Source organism: Streptomyces sp. NPDC001222 (assembly GCF_042896945.1).
Taxonomy (GTDB): Bacteria; Actinomycetota; Actinomycetes; order Streptomycetales; family Streptomycetaceae; genus Streptomyces; species Streptomyces gibsoniae.
In genome coordinates, this window is the sequence record NZ_JBIAXT010000005.1 from 51,419 (window position 1) to 69,606 (window position 18,188).

12 protein-coding genes, 1 tRNA gene and 2 pseudogenes are annotated in these 18,188 nt (G+C 69.7%); 4 read left to right on the top strand and 11 right to left on the bottom strand.

The window, feature by feature from the left end:
* Positions 1 to 9: 9 nt before the first annotated feature.
* Positions 10 to 777: a dioxygenase gene (locus tag ACFY2Z_RS09430; RefSeq protein ID WP_390743800.1), complete on the bottom strand. Its 768-nt coding sequence runs from the start codon at positions 775 to 777 to the stop codon at positions 10 to 12.
* 134 nt (positions 778 to 911) lie between these two features.
* Between ACFY2Z_RS09430 and ACFY2Z_RS09435 the strand changes: the two genes are divergently transcribed.
* Positions 912 to 1,415 (top strand): MarR family winged helix-turn-helix transcriptional regulator, encoded by a 504-nt coding sequence (locus ACFY2Z_RS09435; protein ID WP_390743584.1) that lies wholly within the window; start codon positions 912 to 914, stop codon positions 1,413 to 1,415.
* 133 nt (positions 1,416 to 1,548) lie between these two features.
* Here the strand turns inward: ACFY2Z_RS09435 and ACFY2Z_RS09440 are convergent, their stop codons facing one another.
* A complete protein-coding gene (locus ACFY2Z_RS09440; protein WP_390743585.1) occupies positions 1,549 to 3,084 on the bottom strand; it encodes an MFS transporter in 1,536 nt (511 codons plus the stop codon).
* 402 nt (positions 3,085 to 3,486) lie between these two features.
* Positions 3,487 to 4,137 carry a TetR/AcrR family transcriptional regulator gene (locus tag ACFY2Z_RS09445; protein WP_390743586.1) on the bottom strand — a complete coding sequence of 217 codons (651 nt, stop codon included), beginning with the start codon at positions 4,135 to 4,137 and terminating at the stop codon, positions 3,487 to 3,489.
* A 466-nt stretch (positions 4,138 to 4,603) separates the two neighbouring features.
* Here ACFY2Z_RS09445 and ACFY2Z_RS09450 point away from each other — a divergent pair, with 466 nt between their 5' ends.
* Positions 4,604 to 5,878 carry a M6 family metalloprotease domain-containing protein gene (locus ACFY2Z_RS09450; protein ID WP_390743587.1) on the top strand — a complete coding sequence of 425 codons (1,275 nt, stop codon included), beginning with the start codon at positions 4,604 to 4,606 and terminating at the stop codon, positions 5,876 to 5,878.
* Between the two features lie 37 nt (positions 5,879 to 5,915).
* Here the strand turns inward: ACFY2Z_RS09450 and ACFY2Z_RS09455 are convergent, their stop codons facing one another.
* The 3 genes from ACFY2Z_RS09455 to ACFY2Z_RS09465 all read right to left on the bottom strand — a co-directional run bounded on the left by ACFY2Z_RS09455 (position 5,916) and on the right by ACFY2Z_RS09465 (position 9,090).
* Positions 5,916 to 6,548 (bottom strand): ScbR family autoregulator-binding transcription factor, encoded by a 633-nt coding sequence (locus ACFY2Z_RS09455; RefSeq protein ID WP_390743588.1) that lies wholly within the window; start codon positions 6,546 to 6,548, stop codon positions 5,916 to 5,918.
* A 162-nt stretch (positions 6,549 to 6,710) separates the two neighbouring features.
* Positions 6,711 to 7,943, bottom strand: coding sequence for a cytochrome P450 (locus tag ACFY2Z_RS09460; RefSeq protein ID WP_390743589.1), 1,233 nt, complete (start codon positions 7,941 to 7,943; stop codon positions 6,711 to 6,713).
* 460 nt (positions 7,944 to 8,403) lie between these two features.
* Entirely contained in the window at positions 8,404 to 9,090 is a 687-nt protein-coding gene (locus tag ACFY2Z_RS09465; protein ID WP_390743590.1) for a ScbR family autoregulator-binding transcription factor, read from the bottom strand.
* A gap of 262 nt (positions 9,091 to 9,352) precedes the next feature.
* Here ACFY2Z_RS09465 and ACFY2Z_RS09470 point away from each other — a divergent pair, with 262 nt between their 5' ends.
* Together ACFY2Z_RS09470 and ACFY2Z_RS09475 are read left to right on the top strand one after the other, a co-directional pair.
* A complete protein-coding gene (locus ACFY2Z_RS09470; protein WP_390743591.1) occupies positions 9,353 to 11,314 on the top strand; it encodes an acyl-CoA dehydrogenase in 1,962 nt (653 codons plus the stop codon).
* Positions 11,315 to 11,609: 295 nt separating this feature from the next.
* Positions 11,610 to 11,685, top strand: a tRNA-Arg gene (locus tag ACFY2Z_RS09475).
* 68 nt (positions 11,686 to 11,753) lie between these two features.
* Here the strand turns inward: ACFY2Z_RS09475 and ACFY2Z_RS09480 are convergent.
* From ACFY2Z_RS09480 to ACFY2Z_RS09500, 5 genes and pseudogenes are all read right to left on the bottom strand, one after another.
* Positions 11,754 to 12,502 (bottom strand): annotated as a pseudogene (locus ACFY2Z_RS09480) (tyrosine-type recombinase/integrase); the annotation flags it as partial.
* Positions 12,503 to 12,682: 180 nt separating this feature from the next.
* Positions 12,683 to 12,837, bottom strand: a pseudogene (locus ACFY2Z_RS09485) (site-specific integrase); the annotation flags it as partial.
* A gap of 67 nt (positions 12,838 to 12,904) precedes the next feature.
* A complete protein-coding gene (locus ACFY2Z_RS09490) occupies positions 12,905 to 15,202 on the bottom strand; it encodes a hypothetical protein (RefSeq protein WP_390743592.1) in 2,298 nt (765 codons plus the stop codon).
* 521 nt (positions 15,203 to 15,723) lie between these two features.
* A complete protein-coding gene (locus ACFY2Z_RS09495) occupies positions 15,724 to 16,077 on the bottom strand; it encodes a hypothetical protein (RefSeq protein WP_390743593.1) in 354 nt (117 codons plus the stop codon).
* A gap of 214 nt (positions 16,078 to 16,291) precedes the next feature.
* Complete coding sequence (locus ACFY2Z_RS09500; RefSeq protein ID WP_390743594.1) at positions 16,292 to 17,812, bottom strand: helix-turn-helix domain-containing protein; 1,521 nt, start codon at positions 17,810 to 17,812, stop codon at positions 16,292 to 16,294.
* Positions 17,813 to 18,188: the final 376 nt, after the last annotated feature.

Consider the following 18,188-nt stretch of genomic DNA (forward strand, 5'->3'; position numbering starts at 1 on the left):
GCGTGGCGGTCAGCCGAACTGCACCGACCTCTTCGCCAGCCCCATCCAGAACCCGTCGATCACCGACCGGTGCGCGTCCAGCTCCCCCGCGGCGTCCGCCGCGCCCAGCGTCACGAAGAGCGGGGCGAAGTGCTCCGTGCGCGGGTGGGCGAGCCGGCCCGCCGGCGACTTGCGGGTGAAGTCGAGAAGGGCGTCGACGTCACCGGCCTCCAGCGCACGGTGACCCCAGTCGTCGAACTCCGCCGACCAGCCGGGCACTCCCCCGCCCGCGTGGCGCAGGGCGGCCAGATTGTGGGTGAAGAAACCGGAACCGACGATCAGGACGCCCTCGTCGCGCAGCGGGGCCAGCTTGCGGCCGATGTCGAGGAGCTTCACCGGGTCGAGGGTCGGCAGGGAGACCTGCAGAACCGGGATGTCGGCCTCGGGGAACATCTCCACCAACGGCACATACGCGCCGTGGTCCAGGCCGCGGTCCGGGAAGTCCTGGACCGGGATGCCGGGGGCGCGCAGCAGTTTGCGTACGGAGTCGGCGAGCTTCGGGGCGCCCGGGGCGGCGTAGGTCACCCGGTAGTAGTGCTCGGGGAAGCCCCAGAAGTCGTAGACCAGCGGGATCGTCTCCACCGCGCCGAGGGCGAGCGGGGCCTCCTCCCAGTGGGCGGAGACCATGAGGATCGCACTCGGCCGGGGCAGGCCGGCGGACCAGGCGGCGAGCTGGCCCGGCCAGATCGGGTCGTCGGCCAGCGGAGGCGCGCCGTGACTGAGGTAGAGGGCGGGCATGCGCTCGGGCGTGGTGCGCTCCTCGGCGGCGACGGACATGGCGGCTCCCTCCGACATTTACTTGAAATCTCAACCTCTGAGAGCGTAGCGCGGACTTGTTTAAGTTTCAAGAAGACCCTCGTACAGTGGAGCCCATGAAGACGGCACCCGCTGAGGACACCCGCTGGCTCACCGACGAGGAGCAGCGCACATGGCGTGCGTACATGCACGCCGTCACCCTTCTCGAGGACCACCTGGACCGCCAGCTGCAGCGCGACGCGGGCATGCCGCACGTGTACTACGGACTGCTCGTCCAGCTCGCCGAGGCGCCGCGCCGGCGGATGCGGATGACCGAGCTGGCCATCGGGGCGAAGATCACCCGCTCCCGGCTGTCGCACGCCGTCGCCCGCCTGGAGAAGAACGGCTGGGTGCGCCGCGAGAACTGTCCCTCCGACAAGCGAGGACAGCTCGCGGTCCTCACGGACGAGGGCTATGGGGTGCTGGCCCGCACCGCCCCCGGACATGTGGCGGCCGTGCGCCAGGCCCTGTTCGACCGCCTCACCCCCGAGCAGCAGAAGTCCCTCGGCGAGATCATGTCGGTCATCTCGGAGGGACTTCAGCCCGAGGAGGCGGGGGCGGACCTGCCCTGGCTCCGCTGAGCCGGACTCGTCCGTACACACGGCCGCCCCGGCCCGCCGGAGTGGCGGAGCCGGGGCGGACCGGGGCGTACGGGTGAGGCGTACGGATGGGGCGTGAGGGTCGGCGGACGACGTCACGCGCCCGTGCGCACGGTCAGTGGGCGACCACCGGCACCTGCACCTCGTCCTCGACGCCCTCGCCCGCGCCGGAGGCCTGCCCGGCGCCCGGGCGTCCGGCATTGACGAAGGTCAGGGCGACCGTCGCGGCGAGCACGAGGATGCCGACGGCGACCCAGATGGCGCTCGAGTAGCCGTGCACCATGCCCTGGAGCTGGACCAGCTGCTGCTGCGGCTTGGAGGTCGCCGTGGCGATGTGGTCCTTGATGTAGGACGTGGTCGCCGAGGAGGCGATCGTGTTCAGGAGGGCCGTACCGATCGCGCCGCCCACCTGCTGGGAGGTGTTGACCATCGCGGAGGCGACACCGGCGTCCCGCGGCTGCACGCCGTGCGTGGCCAGGGACATGGCCGGCATGAACGCCGTACCCATGCCGAGGCCCAGCAGCAGCAGGGCCGGCAGCACGAGAGCCGCGTAGGAGGAACCGATCTCCAGCTGCGCGAAGAACAGCATGCCGACGGCGGCCACCAGGAACCCGGGGCCCATCAGCAGCCGCGCGGGCACGCGGGTCATGAGGCGGGTGCCGATCTGGGTCGATCCGGTGATCATGCCCGCCACCATCGGCAGGAACGCGAAACCGGTCTTCACCGGCGAGTAGCCCTTCACGACCTGCAGGTAGTAGGTCAGGAAGAGGAACGTGCCGAACATGGCGATGACCGCGAGGCCGAGGGAGAGGTAGACACCGCCACGGTTGCGGTCGGTGACCACGCGCAGCGGCAGCAGCGGGGCCTTGACCCGGGACTCGGTGAGCGCGAAGGCCACCAGCAGGACGGCCGCCGCGACGAAGAGGCCGACCGTCACGGAGTCGCCCCAGCCGTCGGACTCGGCGCGCGTGAAGCCGTAGACGAGGGAGACCAGGCCGAGGGTGGAGAGGATGACGCCCGGGATGTCGAGCGGCGAACGGTTGCGGCCGCCCTCCGGCTCCCGGATGACGAAGTAGGCACCGGCGGCCGCGACGATGGCGAACGGGATGTTGACGAAGAACGTCCAGCGCCAGTCCAGGTACTCGGTGAGGAAGCCGCCGAGGATCAGACCGACGGCGCCGCCGCCACCGGCGATCGCGCCGTAGATGCCGAACGCCTTGGCGCGCTCCTTGGCGTCGGTGAACATCACCGCGAGCAGGGACAGCGCGGCGGGGGCGAGCAGCGCACCGAAGACGCCCTGGAGGGCGCGGGCGCCGAACATCATCGCGCCGGACTGCGCGGCGCCGCCGAGGGCGGAGGCCGCGGCGAAGCCGGTCAGGCCGACGACGAACGCCCGCTTGCGGCCCCACAGGTCGGCGACACGGCCGCCGAAGAGCAGCAGACCGCCGAAGGCGAGGGCGTACGCGGTGACGACCCACTGGCGGTTGCCGTCGGATATCCCGAGATCCCGCTGGGCGGACGGCAGCGCGATGTTCACGATGGTGGCGTCGAGGACGACCATCAGCTGGGCGAGCGCGATGAAGACGAGCGCTCGCCAGCGATTGTTGTCGGGAGCGGAAGCGCCGGGAACGCTTCGTGCTGGTGCAGACATGGAGGTACCCACTTCGGGACTTCGTGACGGAAAGATCGGGACTCAGGAGACCTAGAAGGACGTGAAAGTCGGAACTAGGAGACCTGAAGGGGCCTAGAAGGGCAGGGAAGGACGGAGAAGGACGTAACGGAACGTAGAAAGGCGTCGAACGGCACGGCTCGTCGGCGGTGACGGCCGGGATGTCTGTCGTGGTCACGTCTGTCGGCGGTGCGGCCTGCTCGCCGCGGACGTCGTCGGTCGGTGCGGACGGTCGTGGGCCGGTGCGGACGTACGTCCTCACCGACGCCCGCCGGCACCGGCGTTCGTCGGTACGGCGTCCGTCGATGCAGACGTCTGCCGGTACAGACGGGTTGAGTTCGCTGAACTAATCGGTATCGGTCGCTGGTGATCGCTACAGGTCGCTCAGGGTCGGCGCAGATCCTCCATGGTCACGGCCGTACCCGGCAGCTCGGAGCGGGCCGGGGCCCGCAGTCCGTCCAGGAACAGCTGGAGATGACGGTGCATGAAGCGGTCGGCGCTCAGACACTCCGTCCCGGCCGGCGGCCTGCTGAGCTGGGCCACGGCGAACGTCAGATCACCGACGCCCACGTCGGGACGGAGCTGTCCGGCCGCCTTGGCCCGCTCCATGATCCCCTCGACGAGCCGCTCGATCCGTTCCAGTGCGGCTTCCAGGTCGGGGTGATTCTGGTCGAACGCGCTGGAGAGCATCGGGCACAGCGCGCTCAGCCGCTCGTCGGCCGCCGCGTGCGCGAAACGCTCCAGCGCCTCGAAGGCGTCGGCGCGCTCGGCGAGCGCCCGCTCGGCGACCTCTGACGTACGGTCGAGGACCGAGCAGACGACCTCCCGGGCGAGTGCGTCGCGATCCGGGAAGTTGCGGTACACCGTGGCATTGCCGACACCGGCCCGGCGGGCGATCTCGTCGAACGGCACATCGGCGCCGAACTCGACGAACATCTCCCGGGCGGCGGTGACGATCCGCTCCCGGTTGCGCAGGGCGTCGGCGCGCGGCCTGGGCGCTCGGCGCTGCACGGGGGTCGCGGTCGCGGTCTGCACGGCGTACTCCTCGGGCTGGTGGAAACGCGATCCGGGGATTCCTTCCCCGGTTCGCCTGGACACAGGGTTAAACGGGGATTCCGTCCCCGGTTATTTCCCCTACGGGCACAACTTCGTGTGATGCGCGCCACATCGCGGCCGGGGGTGGACAGCCGTTCGCCAGCCATTCGTCACAGGCCCGGACCGAGCCCTCCCCCCGCTTCACGCCTCCCCTCCCCCGGCTTCACCCCGTTCGCGCCCGAGAACCCCTCGTTCGGTCTTCTCCAGCGCGCGCCCCCGGGCGGGGCGCCGGAGACCGAGCCCTGCGCCCCGCTTCACGCCTCCCCTCCCCCGGCTTCACCCCGTTCGCGCCCGAGAACCCCTCGTTCGGTCTTCTCCAGCGCGCGCCCCCGGACGGGGGGCCGGAGGGTGATCGCAAGGGTGCAGCCGGAGACCGGCGGCTGCCGTGGGAGCGGAGGGCCACCACATGCAGCCGTCCCATCGCCGGGTACCCCCTCGCCGCGCCGCCTCCCTCGCCTCGGTCACCGCGCTGACCCTGCTGGTCGCCACCGCCGCCGGCACCGGGCAGCTGCTGGGGGGCTCCTCGACGGCGGGCCCCGTAGCCCCGTCCCGTTCCTCGGCGCTGCGCCCCTGCATGATCCACGGCCATCCGAACATCCAGATGCCCGAAGGCATCCCGACCTCCACCGGCTACGCCCACTCCACCGGGACCGTCCACGCCCTGACGCTGATGATCGACTTCTCCGACGCTCCCGGGCAGGGCAGCGCGCTCGACCGGTTCGCGGAGTTCTTCCCGCAGACCCAGCGGTGGTTCACCACCAGTTCCTACGGCCGTCTCGACTACCGTCCCGAGGCCCCCATACGGCGCTGGCTGCGGATGCCCAAGCCGTTCAAGGCGTACGGGCTGGAGCGCGGCGCCCCTTTCGACCCCGGCTACCGTCGGCTCGTCCAGGACATCGTCGCCGCCGCCGACGCCGAGGTGGACTTCCGCCGCTACGACCTGCTGAACGTGCTGGCCACCCCGAACGCCGGCCCCTCCGCCCTGGACACCGTCCTGTCCGTGACCTTCGCGGGCAACGCCGACGCACCCCTCGCGGACGGCGTCCCCGTCGCCAACGCGTCCTTCATCTACAGCCGCCAGGACGACGGCTCGGGCTCCTACTCGGTGACCGGCTACCGGGTCCTGCCCCACGAGAACAGCCACACCTTCGGCCTGCCCGACCTCTACACCCAGGAGGGCGGCACCGCGGTCGGGCACTGGGACATCATGAGCGAGGACTGGGGCGCCGACAACGACATGCTCGGCTGGCACAAGTGGAAACTCGGCTGGCTCGAAGACTCCCAGGTCGACTGCGCCACCACGCGCGGCACCGTCGCGTACACGCTGACCCCGCTGGCCCGGACCGGCGGGCACAAGCTGGTCTTCGTCCCGCTCAGCTCCCGGGCGGGATACGCCATCGAGGTGCGGACCCGAGAGGGCAACGATGCCGCGGTGTGCCGGCCCGGCGTCCTCATCTACCGCGTGGACGCGGACGTCGACACCGGCAACGGGCCCATCACGGTCTACGACTCCCGGCCCAACAGCGGCGGCTGTACCCGCAGCCCCAACGTGCAGGCCGAGTTGTCCGACGCGACGTTCATCCCCGGGCAGTCCTTCCAGGACCTGAGGGCGGGCGTCGTCATCACCGTGGCGGGGAAGGACCAGGGGGGCAACTACCGGGTCCATGTGTCACGCCGCTGACGGATTCCGGCCGGCGCGCTCCGGGCTTCACCGGGGGTCAGCTCGCCTCCGCCCGCCGTCCCGCCGCCACCACGCCCCGCAGGGCCGGAGCCGAGGCTATGCGCGGCAGCAGCAGCGACCAGAAGCGGGTGAGGGTGGTGTGGGAGAGCCAGCGCACATCGCCCTCCCCGAGGGCGGCGAAGCCGACCGTCGCGCCGACCACCGTGGCCACCAGATCGCGCGGCGGCACATCGGAGAGCAGCCCTTCGCGCGAGGCCCGTACGACGGCGTCCTCCACCCACACATGCCACCGCTCGTACAGGTCGCCGCCCCGGCGAACATCCCGCGCCCTGTCGCCCAGTTCGAACCCGGCGCGCAGGACGACGTCGTGGCGCAGGCCCTGCAACAGGGCGTGGCTCGTGTCGACGAGTGCCTGAAGGGAGCCGCCGAGCTGCGGCGGCGGCCGCTCGGCGGAGGCGATCCGGCCGAACCGCCGGGTCGCGGCGTCCCGTACCGCCGCCGCGAGCGCGGCCTTGCTGGGGAAGTGGAAGTGCAGCGCGCCGTTGCTGACCCCCGCCCGGGAGCTGATCGCCGAGAGCGAGACCGACTCGAAGCCGTCCTGGGTGAAGAGTTCGGCGGCGGACTGGATCAAGGCGTTGCGCGTTCGCACCGCACGTTCCTGCTTGGCCATCACACGCTCCGTTGAGGCTGGATCGGGAGCATAACAAACCGCACGTGCGGTTTTCAATTGCGCGAGCAAGCGCCCCGGGAGCATCCGCGCGGCGCACTCGGAAAGGCGGAATCCCATCGCCCGAAAGCACAGGATCCCGCCCGAACCGACAGAGAAAACGGATCAGTTCGGTCGCAGCACGACCGGAAGTGATCCATACCCATTGACGATGAAGGACCGCACCGATTCGACCCCCTCCACCGGAATTACAGACTCCATATCGGGGAAGCGGGCGAAGAGCGCCGACAGCGCGGTGGTGGCCTCAAGCCGGGCCAACGGGGCGCCCACACACCGGTGCACGCCGTACCCGAAGCCGAGGTCGTCCCGTCGGCCGGTCCTCAGCACATCGAAGACACCGACGTCGTCCCCGTACGCCTCCGGATCGGAGACCGCACCGGCGAAGGAGACCAGGATCGGGTCGCCCTTCTCGATCCGCACGCCGTCCAGGTCGATGTCCTCGACGGCGAAGCGCATCGGCGAGTAGGCGGCGGGGCTGCGCGTACGCAGCGTCTCCCCGACCACGTCGGCCCAGTCGGCGCGGCCCTCGCGCACATGCGCGCGCTGTTCCGGATGGGCCAGCAGCGCGGCGATCGTGTTGGTGATGAAGGTGCAGGTGGTCTCCTGACCGGCGGCGATCATCAGATAGAGCGTGCCGAGGAGTTCCTGCTCGGTCAGCCGGCCGTCGGCGCCGTCGCGTGCCTCGATGAGGGCAGTCGTCAGATCGTCACCGGGCTCGGCCCGCTTCCCGGCGACCATGTCGGCCAGCATCCCGAAGACCCGCACCTGTGCCGCGGCCATCTCGTCGCCCGGCACTGCCGTACCGAACACCAGGTCCAGATCCGCGCACAGGGGCTCACGAGCCTCCTCCGCGATGCCGAACAACTCGCAGATCACCCGCATGGGCAACGGATTGGCGAACCAGGCCCGCAGATCGACCGGTTCACCCGGCGGCACCGCGGCCAGCTCGTCGAGCAGTTCCTCGGTGATCTCCTCGACCCGGGGCCGCAGGGCCTGGGTGCGGCGTGCGGTGAAGGCCGCGGCGACCAGCCGGCGCAGCCGCCCGTGCCGCTCCCCGTAGGCGAAGAGCATGTTCTCGTTCGCCACCCACGGATAGAGCGGCCAGTCCGGGCCGATACGACCCTCGATGAAGTCGGGCCAGTGCTGCCGGGCGTCCTTCGACACCCGGGGATCCATGAGGAGTTGTTTGACGTACTTCTGCCGCACGACGGCCCAGGCGCGCACCCCACCGGGCAGCTCCACCTCGACGGCCGGCCCCTGCGCCCGCAACATGGCTGTCTCACCCACCAGGTCACGCCCCGTCACATCAAGGGCGTACGGGCATCGGGTCATCTCCATCCGTGCACTCCGTTCGATCGGTCGGCCCGTTCGACATTCGACGTGATACCGGTACTCGACGTGGTACCGGTACTCGACGTGGTACCGGTACTCGACGTGGTATCGGTACTCGACGTGGTACTGGCACTCGATGTGGCAACTGACACTCGACGCGGTGCCGGCATGCGACGTGGTGCCGCGCGCCGGCATTCGGCGTGGCACACCGCCCGGCGCACCACGGTGGAACTCACTGCACAGAAGAGACACTCACCCCCACATGGGAGCCGCCTGCCTGCGCCCTGCTCCCGGCCCGGCTCCCCCGTCCGAATCCGGCCGCCCTGCTCCCCCTTCGCCCCGCCCGGGCGCCCGACGGTCCGGGCCGACGGCCGGCACCAGGGCCCCCGCCCGGCGGTCACCTCCCGGCGTACTCACCGGACCGACCCGCCGGCCCGGCAGGGCAGTACGCCCCCGGCCACCCCCGTCACGGAGCCTCGCTCGCCGCCTCCGACTGGCGCTGTCTCATGGCGGCCTCGTACACCTTCGGCCCCCGGTCGGGGGAGAAGTCCAGACGGACCAGCACCCCCGGCACGGCGACCGCGGGCATCAGATGCCGGTAGAGATCGGCCACCCGCTCGGCCAGATCCACCCGCTCGGTCATGATCCGTGAAAGGACCTGCACGCCCGTGAAGGCCCCCACGAACAGTTTGGCCAAGGCCGCGACATCGGCGTGCGGGAGGATCTCACCCTGCAGCTTGGCCTCCTCGAAGAGGGACTGCGTGTGCTCGGTCCACGCCTGCATCGGCACCCGCCGGTTGAGGTTGTCCTTCGGCGAACCCTGGTCCACGGTCAGCCGCACACTGCCCTGGACGATCGGGTCACCGGTGTCCTTCCGGAGCAGATAAGCCAGCAGCAGAGCCTCGTCCAGCGACTCCTGAAGCTTCAGTTCCTGCTCCGGGACGCGCGGGAGGGAGGACACCTGCGCGGCCAGGACGGCCTGGGCCAGTTCCTCCTTCGAGGTGAAGTGGAAATAGAGGGCGCCCTTGGTCACCCCCGACCTCTGCAGCACGTCGGAGATCGTCGCCGCCTCGTACCCGACCGCGTCGAACACCTCGGCCGCGGCGAGCAGGATCGCCTGCCGTGTCCGAATGGCCCGCTCCTGCCGTGCCACAAGCACCCTCCGCACCAGCCCGCACCGCGGGGAAAGAGACCGGACGGTCCCTGTCGATGCTTCAGGACAATAAAACCAGCCATTCGGTTTTTCAACCCTGAAACTTCCAGTCCCTGATCAGGCCTATTTCGCCCATAAAATCCCACGCGGGATCGGCGATCTCCAGGAGTCGGCCAAGAAGGCTCTTGAAATAAAAACCGGATGGTACGTATCTTCTGTCCCGCGCTTCACACCTGACCGAACCCACCCAGGGGGAAGCCCGATGGCTGTCACGACCTTCGAAGCCTTGGCTGCGGAGACCACGGAAGACCCGGCGATACGCGAACACACGGCGTCCACCCATGACCTGGCGGTCCGCGAAGCATCGGCCGCCCCCGACGCGCAGGCGCTCCCCGAGGGCAGAAAGACCCCGTCGCACGCGGGCCCCGCCGGACGCCTGGTCGCCGACGAACTCGCGCGTCTCCTCTTCGAGGGCCCGCAACGCGAGCACCGGCACGGCATCTGGCGCAAAACAGTCTCCGGCCCCGCGTTCTCGTACCGGCCCGGACTTCCCCCGGCCGAGCGGGCCGCGCTCTCGTACGACCGGCTGCGCCTCCTCAACGAAGTCCTCGCCGACCCCGACCGGTTCGTGGCCGACCCGCACCGGCTGGCCGCCCTGCACGAGTGGATCGGGCCGGTGGACGGAGGGCTGACCACGCTCGCGAGCATCCACTACAACCTGTTCCTCGGCAGCCTCGTCGACCACGACCACGAGAGCCGCGACCTGTCCGCCTTCACCGCGCTGCACAGCACAGGAACGTTCCTGTGCACCGAGTTGGAGCACGGCAACGACGTGGCGGCGATGGAGACCGTCGCCGTCTACGACCGGGCGAACGACGGCTTCCGTCTGCACAGCCCGACGCCCGGCGCGGGCAAGTTCATGCCCAACACCAGCCTGACCGGCGGCCCCAAGACCGCGGTCGTCGCGGCCCGGCTCCTCGTCGACCACGAGGACCAGGGGGTCTTCCTCTTCCTCACCCCGCTCAGCGACGAGACAGGGCATCTGCCCGGGGTCACGGTCCGCCGGCTGCCGGACCGCACCGGAACGCCCGTCGACCACTGCCTCACCTCCTTCGACCAGGTGTGGCTGCCGCGCGAGGCGCTCCTGCAGGCCGAACACGGCCGGCTGGACCGCGACGGCACGCTCACCAGCAGTCTCGGCAACAAACGCAAGCGGCTCCTGCGTTCCATCAACCGCGTCACCATGGGCAAGCTCTGCATGAGCGCCGGCACCCTGGGCATGGCCCGCGCCGCGCTCACCATCGCGGTCCGCTACGCCCACAGCCGTCTCATCGCCGGACCCCGGGCCGGTGAGCGCATCCCGCTCGCCGCCCATCGCAGCCACCACGACCGGCTGCTCGACGGGCTGGCCACGGCGTATGCGATGACGTTCCTGCACCGTGCGGTGGTCGACCGGTTCGCCGCGCACACCGAGCAGGACCGCGAGGAGGCCCAACGGCTCACGGCCGTCGCCAAGGGCTGGATCACCTGGCAGGCACGGGAGATCGCCACCGAGTGCCGCGAACGCTGCGGCGCCCAGGGCCTGTTCCCCGCCAACGGCATAGCGGACCTGCCCGCGAACATCGAGGGCGGCATCACCGCCGAGGGCGACAACCTGGTGATCTGGGTGAAGGCCGCCTCCGAGATGGTCTTCGGCCACGAGTCCGCGAAGCCGGAGGCACTGCCGGCAGGAGACCTGACCGACCTCCCCTTCCTGCGCGGCCTGCTCGCCCAGGCGGAGGCCATCTGGCAGACCCGGGCCCGCACCGCCCTGCGCGAGGGCCCGTCCGGCGACCCGGTCGGCCGCTGGAACGTCACCTCGTCCGCCGCCCTGGAGATGGTCGCCGCCCATGCCTGCCTGCGGGCCGCGGACGCCCTCGCCGCGGCGGCCGACCAGGCGACGGACCCGAGGTCGGCCGCCCTGCTGCGCTCCCTGTGCCGCCTGTTCCTGCTCCGACGGCTCCGCGAGCACACCGGTGACCTGCTCGCCGAGGGCCATCTCACGCCGGACCAGGTCCGCGCGCTGCCGAAGACCGTGGACACGACGGTCGCCGAACTGGCGCCGCACATGATGACCCTGGTCGACGCGTTCGACTTCCCGTCGGAACTGCTCTCCGCGATCCCGATCGCAAGCGGGGAAACGATCGTACGAACCATGCCGGACGGCCTCCCGCCCTCCGCCTGACGGCGCCGGCCCCCGGGCCACCGACCGAAACCGGACGCAAGAGGCCGCGTCCACTGCCGCCCCGGCGGCCACGGAGCCGCTCATGCTCCGTGCGGACACAGCCTCTGCGACGGCGGCCCGGGCCCTGGCCCCTAAAGCCACCGAAAACAAATGATCAAGACAAGACCCCAGCCTGACCCCCACCGCCCCGCCCCGATCCGCTAACCTGTTGGAACCGCCTCCAGGGGCGGCCACACCTTGCAGAGGCCGAGACGAATACTCACCCAGAGTATTCACCCGGCTTCGCCAGGACCCCGCCTTCGTAGCTCAGGGGATAGAGCACCGCTCTCCTAAAGCGGGTGTCGCAGGTTCGAATCCTGCCGGGGGCACCAGCCAAGAGGCCCCGGACCGATCATGGTCCGGGGCCTTTGACATCTGTTTTTGACATCAACGAGGGTGGTCACTGACGACCGGGGCGCCTCCTGAGCAGGCGGTCCATGTGGCTCATGGCTTCGCGCTGCGTGTCCTGCACGACGTGGGTGTAGACGTCCATGGTGATGCTGTCTGAGAGTGGCCGAGGATCTCCATCACGACGCGTGGCGCGACTCCAGCCGCTGTGAGGAGGGTCGCGGTGCCGTGCCGGGCGTCGTGCAGCCGGATGACGCGGAGACCGGCGGCCTGGGCGATTCGGGTGAAGGAGCGGTAGACGTTCCGCGGCTCGACCGGGCGGCCGGTGCGGGTGGTAAAGACGTACGCGGACTCCTGCCACTTCTCCCCCGCCTTGGCCCGAGCAGCGGCCTGACGCATCCGGTGCCAACGCAGGGGCGCGATGCAGAGGGCGGGGAGCGGCACGGCACGGCGACGGCGGCTCTTCGGGTTCGTCGTACAGGACGCCACGGCGGCGCTTCGTCTGCTTCCGAACATAGAGGACGCGGTTGTCCAGGTCGAGGTCAGACCAGCGCAGGCCGACGCTCTCTCCCCGGCGTAGGCCCATGGCGATGGCGAGCACGAAGGCCGCATAGAGCGGGTCCTTTCGGGCGGCGGCGAGGAAGTCAAGGGTCTCGTCGAGGGTCCAGGGATTCAGCTCCCGGTTGTCGGTCCGGGCGGCTCGACGAGCTTGGCGATGTTGCGCGTGATCAGTTCCTCGCGACAGGCGGAGGACAGAGCCGACCGCAGAACTTGGTGCGACTCTTTGGCCGTTGCAGCCGATCGTGAGCCGACCAGCAACCTCGCGGATCTTCCCCTTGGACTCCGGGGAAGGGTGCGATTTTTCCATCACCCCACCTCATCTCTGGGGCTGCGTCTCGTCACGGTGTGCGACGAGGCGCCCCCCTCTCAGAGATGAGGCCCAGCAAGGTTAGCCCCCGTTTGCGATTGATCACCATCCCAGTTCTCACGGGACTCGGCGTACGAGTCGACCGGTTTCCTCTCGGGGATCACCCCAGCCTTGGCCAGTGCTCGTTTCCATATCTCCCCATGGGGGACGTACGCCATACGTGGCCGCCGCGCGGTCCGGTGAAGATCAGCCACTTGGTCATGGGAGGCCGGACTGCTCCTACTCGGGTGCCATAGACCGGAGCCGGCCACCAACCGTCCCCGCACTGCCCGGCCTCATGAGGGGCTGCCGGGGCGCACGGTGAGGTAGATCCACTGACTCCACACGCTGCCGGTCTGCGCGCCCTTGGCCGGCGGCGTGTAGTGGCCGCGGATTCGGTAGTGGTCGTTGCTGGCGAAGAGCTTCAGAGCCCGGCCGTAGCCGTACCAGTCGTCGGAGTACAAGGGCACGCAACTCTGCGAGGTGACCTGGTGCCAGGCCCCCGAGTGGTAGTGCTCGACGTACACCGACATACAGCCGCCGGACTGATGGGGAGTTACCTGCAGGTTGAAGCCCATGTTGACTTCGGACTTGTAGAAGACCTGGTAGGTGGTGGATCCGATGCGGCTGGTCGAGAGCGGCCACTGCATCTCCGTCCGGACCGTCGGCGTGAGGGTCGCACTGGTGGTCACCGTGCGCGGCGCGTGGCGGTAGTCCCCGGCGAAGGCCGCGCTGAAGACGGTGTTGCGGGTGATCTTGTAGTACGCGACGAGGTTCCCGTGCGCGTCGACCTTGCCGCTCTTGAGCTGCGTCCGCGACTTGCCCGCGGGCTGGTCGTACAGCGTCACGGAGCGGGAGTTGTACGTGGTCCCCAGATGCGCGGTGACCTTGACGGTCGCGCCGGAGTGGTACGACTTCGCGTCGGTCGCCACACTCAGGGTCGGATTGGCTCGGGACACCTGCACCTTCGCCGACTCCGTGACCGGGAGGTAGGAGGTGCCACCGTCGTAAGTGAAGGCGTACGTGTTCGCGCCGCCGACCTGCGGGGTGTCGTGCAAGGCGAAGCTGCCGTCGGCGGCGACGGGCACAGTGCCCAGCGAGTAGCCGGAGGGGTGCGCCAGGTCGGTCTTGACGATGTGGACCGCGCCGGTCGTCACATGCGCATGGGGCCAGGTGAGGTGACCGGTGACGGTCATCGGTGCGGCACGGTCGCCGGCGGAGGGAGCTGTCAGCGTCATGGTGGGCGCGTACTTCGCTACAGGGATGTCGAAGGTCTGGCCAGCCGGGCCGTAGTGGCCGCTTCCGGAGTAGTCGACGCGGAAGCTCAGTGGGCCGGTGAGGGGGACAGTGCCGGCGACGTGGTAGGCGCCGAACCAGTCGGCCGCATTCGCCGGGGTCGTCGTCGGGTCTGGAATGAGCACGCCGTCCGGATCGGCGTCGTCGTAGCGCGTGATCCGTACAGTGCCGGGAATCATGGATTCTCCGGCTCTGAGGCTGAGGGGCGAATCGAACCCCGCCCGGAACGAATAGGCCTCGCCGGGGGCGATCGGCTCTGTCGCGCTTCCGTAGAGCCCGACCGACGCGATTTCCGGGGTTCGAGCGACGTGGAGCGTCGGTGTTCCCCCGGAGGCGTCCACGGCCACGCCATAGAGCCGGCTCTCGTCCGGTGCCCAGGCAACGCCGTGTGCGGCCGGGCTCAGCGGATAGCCGAACTCGTAGTCGTTGTAGTAGCCCACGCCCGTCTCCGGAAACGCCTCGAGCCCGTCGTCGCCGCCCGCTACGGTGCCGTCCGGAGCCACAGCGACAGACCTGGCGGGCACCGCCGTGGCGAAGAATCCGTCAACCGCCAGATCCGAGGTGCGGTACCGGCCGATGCTCGCATTCTGCGATGACGACACCGCCAGGTGCAGCCCGTCCGCAGTGACCGCGAGGTCGCCCAAGTCGGGGAAGGGCAGCGCCCTCGCCGCCTGCCGGGTCAGGGCACCTCCCTCCGCCCGGTACGTGACGAAGGCGGACGTGTCGCCCGTCTGCACCGCGGCCGCGAGTACGCCGGAGGGCGTCGGGGTCGTCGCCAGCAGCGGCGGCCCTGCCCAACTGTCTGAATCTCCGGCCAAATTGACCGTACCGGCTCCGTCGACGGATCCGATGCCGCCAACGCCTGCTGTGCCGTACCCGAACCAGAGGGTGCCCCCGGCGACGGCCAGCGAGTCCGGATGGGTGCCCGCCCCCGTGCCGTAACGAGCCGACTCGGTCAGGTTCTCCGTGTTGATCGCTGCGATCGCGTCCTGGTCGGGAAGAGCCGCGTACAGCGCGGATCCGTCGTCGGAGAGGGCGAGACCGGTGGCACCCGGCTCACCACTGATCATCGTCGGGTTCCCGCCGTCGAGGTCGGTGACGAGAATGCCGTCGGTGCTGGCGCCGCCACTGATGAACAGGTGTCCGTGCGGAGCGTCCACGACCATGTGCGAGAAGTGCACGATCGGCAGCGGTATGTCCGACGCCGCGTACGAGTCGACCGCGCCGGGACCGATGACAGTCGTCAGTCCCACGAGCAACGCTGCGGCGGTCGGCGGCGAGAATCGCGCCAGCTTCATGAAAGGCCCCCACATAGCTTTCACGATCAAGGGGCGCAACCTAGCACAGGGAAGGTCGGGCCCCGAGAGCAGGTAGGGCGGAGGTCAGGAGCCGGTTCGCGGCACAAGTGCCGTCGCTTCCCCAGCTGATGGTGCCCTCGGCTGAGAGACCGTCCATTGCGCCTACCTTGCCTGTTCTACCGGCAATGCCAGCCTGTCAGTGCGGTGTGAGAGCCTCCGGGCATGAGCTAGGACTTGGCTGTGTGGGAGGGCGCGCGCCAAGCGGACGACAGGGCGGACGGGCACACTTTCACAGACCTCTATGACCGCTACCTGCCCTATGAACCCCTGCGAACGCCCCCGGACGGCCGCGCGGACAGTTGGAAAAGCGTGCACCTGTCCAGCATGCAGTGAAGATACGGCGCGGGCGACGGTCACGCACCGTGTCCACTGGCCACGACCCCAGCGGTATCTGCGTCTCGTCTCCCGATCCGTCATCTGTCATCTGCCTGTGGGAGGTTGGTGGCTTCTTCGAACTTTAACTAGGCGCGGGTGACGCTGACGCCGCCAACCAGGCCCCAGGCGTCGATCCGGACCGTCGGGCCACCCGGCTCACTCGGGCCATCGTCCTTCACTCCGCCCAGGCGCAGCCCGTGGACCTCCACCCGGACATCGCGGCGGACCTTGAGGCTGACGCCGCCGATCAGGCTCAACTTGGTGATGCGCAGCTCGGTGCCGTCCGGGATGTCCATGTCCGTCAGATCGACGTCGGCACCACCGATGAGGGAAGTGGTGACGGTCCTCTCGTGGAGGGTGGCTCCTGCCAGGCGATGACCGCCGATCAGGCTCATCTTGATGTCGGTCTTCTGTGGGCTTTCCCCGTTGCTCTTCGTCATGGGAAGTACCGTACGGACGTCCACCCGGGAGCCCCAGTACTCTGCGTCCGGTATTGCATATGACAGGTGTCATGCCTGAGCCGACACCGAACCTGAGTGGAACGCGGCGGGCGTTCCTGGCCGAAGCGGCAGCAACCGGCCCCTCCAGCAGCATGGGCCTGGGTGGGGGGAACGGTCACATCGCGAAAATGGCCCGAGCAGCTCCCACGTTCCCTCAAACGTCGGTGGCTACCCACTGACGCACACCGTGGTCGTTCGTGCCGTACCAGTAGTGGGGCAGGCCCTTGATGCTGCTGGTGCGGAACGGGTGGCCGTGGTCGTCGATGCGGACCGTGCCGGTGCGGCCCTGGGATGACCAGTCCAGTTCCAGGTACCACTTGCAGTCGTAGGCCTCGGTCGTCGCGGTGACCTGCAGCACCTCCGGGTCCTCGGCGGAGACGCGATAGGGGAACTGAACCGCGGGGACGGGCTTTCCGCTGTCGTTGCCGGGGCGCGCGTGGGCGATCGGGCGGTCGACGTCCAGGTTCACGGAGAAGTTGCGGGGCGGCAGATCACTGCCGCAGCCCTGGCCCATGGCGTACGCGTTGCCGGTGACCGGGGTGCCGCGGCTGACGATACGGACCCGGAGGGCCGCGAGGACCACGGCCGTGGACGACTTCCCCTGCACCGAGATCTGCACCATCGTCTGCCGCCCAGGTACCGCCTGCTGCGTCGCTGCCCACACTCCGGCGTCCTGCTCTACCGGCGGCGGGGGCACCTGGGCCGGCTCCTTGCCGATGACGTAGTCGTGTCCGCAACCGCCGTCCCAGATCTGCGAGTCGGCGGTCCACGCGAGCGGCACACCGGTTGGCACGGGGGCGTCGCTCTTCGTCTCCGCCGACGATCCGCCCTTCGACTCGGGGCTCCCTGAAGCCCGTGCTCCTGTGGAGGGCGAGGCCGAAGAACGGCTGCGGGAGGGGCTGGCCGCAGTGGCCGAGGGGTGGTGTGACGTACCGCTTCCTGTCGTACGGGACTGACCGGGGGCCTTGGCGGAGTTGTCGTGAGACCGGTCGGCCGACAGCGCCGACATACTGCCCAGCGTCACCAGCAGTACGGTCGCCGTGGCTGCGCTGACGACGGTACGGCGACGGCGGTACCAGGGCCGTCCAGTTGAGCGGACCGCATCCCACTGGGCCGTCGACTCGCAACTGCCCGGTCCGGGAGCGTCGGGAGTAGCCAGTGCGGCGTCGGGGGCGCCCGCATCGAGTCGCGGTGGTGAACCGCTCGTGCCGCCCCCGTCACCACCGATGCCGTCGGCGCCACCACCCACACTGCACGTGCTGCCACCCGCACGCCCCGCCGTCCGGCTGTCCGGACCCGAAGCCCGCTCGTCCCCTGTCGGCTTCAGTGCTCCTTCGGTCTTTGTCGGCTCCGCTGCCTCCTCACCCGCCCTCGGCCTCTGTCGTGCCGTCACCGCGAGCAGCCACAGGCGGTGCAGATCGAGGCGTTCCTCCGGTGTTGCTCCGCAGAAGGCAGCCAACCGCTCCACCGGGGCGTAGTCCTGCGGGACCGTCTCGCCCGCGCAGTAGCGGTGCAGCGTGGAGGTGTTCATGCCGAGACGGCGGGCCAGGGAGCCGTAGCTCCGGTCCGTGCGGTCCTTCAGCCGGCGCAGCAGCGCCGCGAACTGCTCGACGTCGTCCTCGGTCGACACCGCTCCCCCAATCTCCCACGTGTCCCCGTATCTCAGGCGGTCCATATACCTGCACGTCAGATGGGCTGGGATGGTTCCACCCTCGCCAGGCGGGCGTCCGGCGTTGCGCGGAGCCGTCGTGACGGCTGAAGCTCTTGGTGTCGCACCGACCAGGACCGGACCGACCAGTCGGCGGCGGGCGACAAACGACACTCATGCACTCATTCACGGGGGACACCCATGCACCAGCGCACCCGAGCAGGCCCGCCCCTCGCACTCGCCGTCACGGGCTCGCCCTCGGCACGACGCTCACCACACTGGCAAACGTCGCGGCCAAGGCGTCGGCTTCCTCACGGCAGCCCAACTCCCGTCGTATCCAATCTCGTCCCCGTCCTGAACGGTCGGCAAGGTCGCCGCCTGCGTACCGGAGGCGGTGGAACAG

Coding starts and splice junctions, on each gene's coding strand:
- ACFY2Z_RS09430 (WP_390743800.1), bottom strand. CDS start 777: ATGCCCGCCCTCTACCTCAGTCACGGCGCGCCTCCGCTGGCCGACGAC.
- ACFY2Z_RS09435 (WP_390743584.1), top strand. CDS start 912: ATGAAGACGGCACCCGCTGAGGACACCCGCTGGCTCACCGACGAGGAG.
- ACFY2Z_RS09440 (WP_390743585.1), bottom strand. CDS start 3,084: ATGTCTGCACCAGCACGAAGCGTTCCCGGCGCTTCCGCTCCCGACAAC.
- ACFY2Z_RS09450 (WP_390743587.1), top strand. CDS start 4,604: ATGCAGCCGTCCCATCGCCGGGTACCCCCTCGCCGCGCCGCCTCCCTC.
- ACFY2Z_RS09455 (WP_390743588.1), bottom strand. CDS start 6,548: ATGGCCAAGCAGGAACGTGCGGTGCGAACGCGCAACGCCTTGATCCAG.
- ACFY2Z_RS09460 (WP_390743589.1), bottom strand. CDS start 7,943: ATGGAGATGACCCGATGCCCGTACGCCCTTGATGTGACGGGGCGTGAC.
- ACFY2Z_RS09470 (WP_390743591.1), top strand. CDS start 9,353: ATGGCTGTCACGACCTTCGAAGCCTTGGCTGCGGAGACCACGGAAGAC.
- ACFY2Z_RS09490 (WP_390743592.1), bottom strand. CDS start 15,202: ATGAAGCTGGCGCGATTCTCGCCGCCGACCGCCGCAGCGTTGCTCGTG.
- ACFY2Z_RS09495 (WP_390743593.1), bottom strand. CDS start 16,077: ATGACGAAGAGCAACGGGGAAAGCCCACAGAAGACCGACATCAAGATG.
- ACFY2Z_RS09500 (WP_390743594.1), bottom strand. CDS start 17,812: ATGGACCGCCTGAGATACGGGGACACGTGGGAGATTGGGGGAGCGGTG.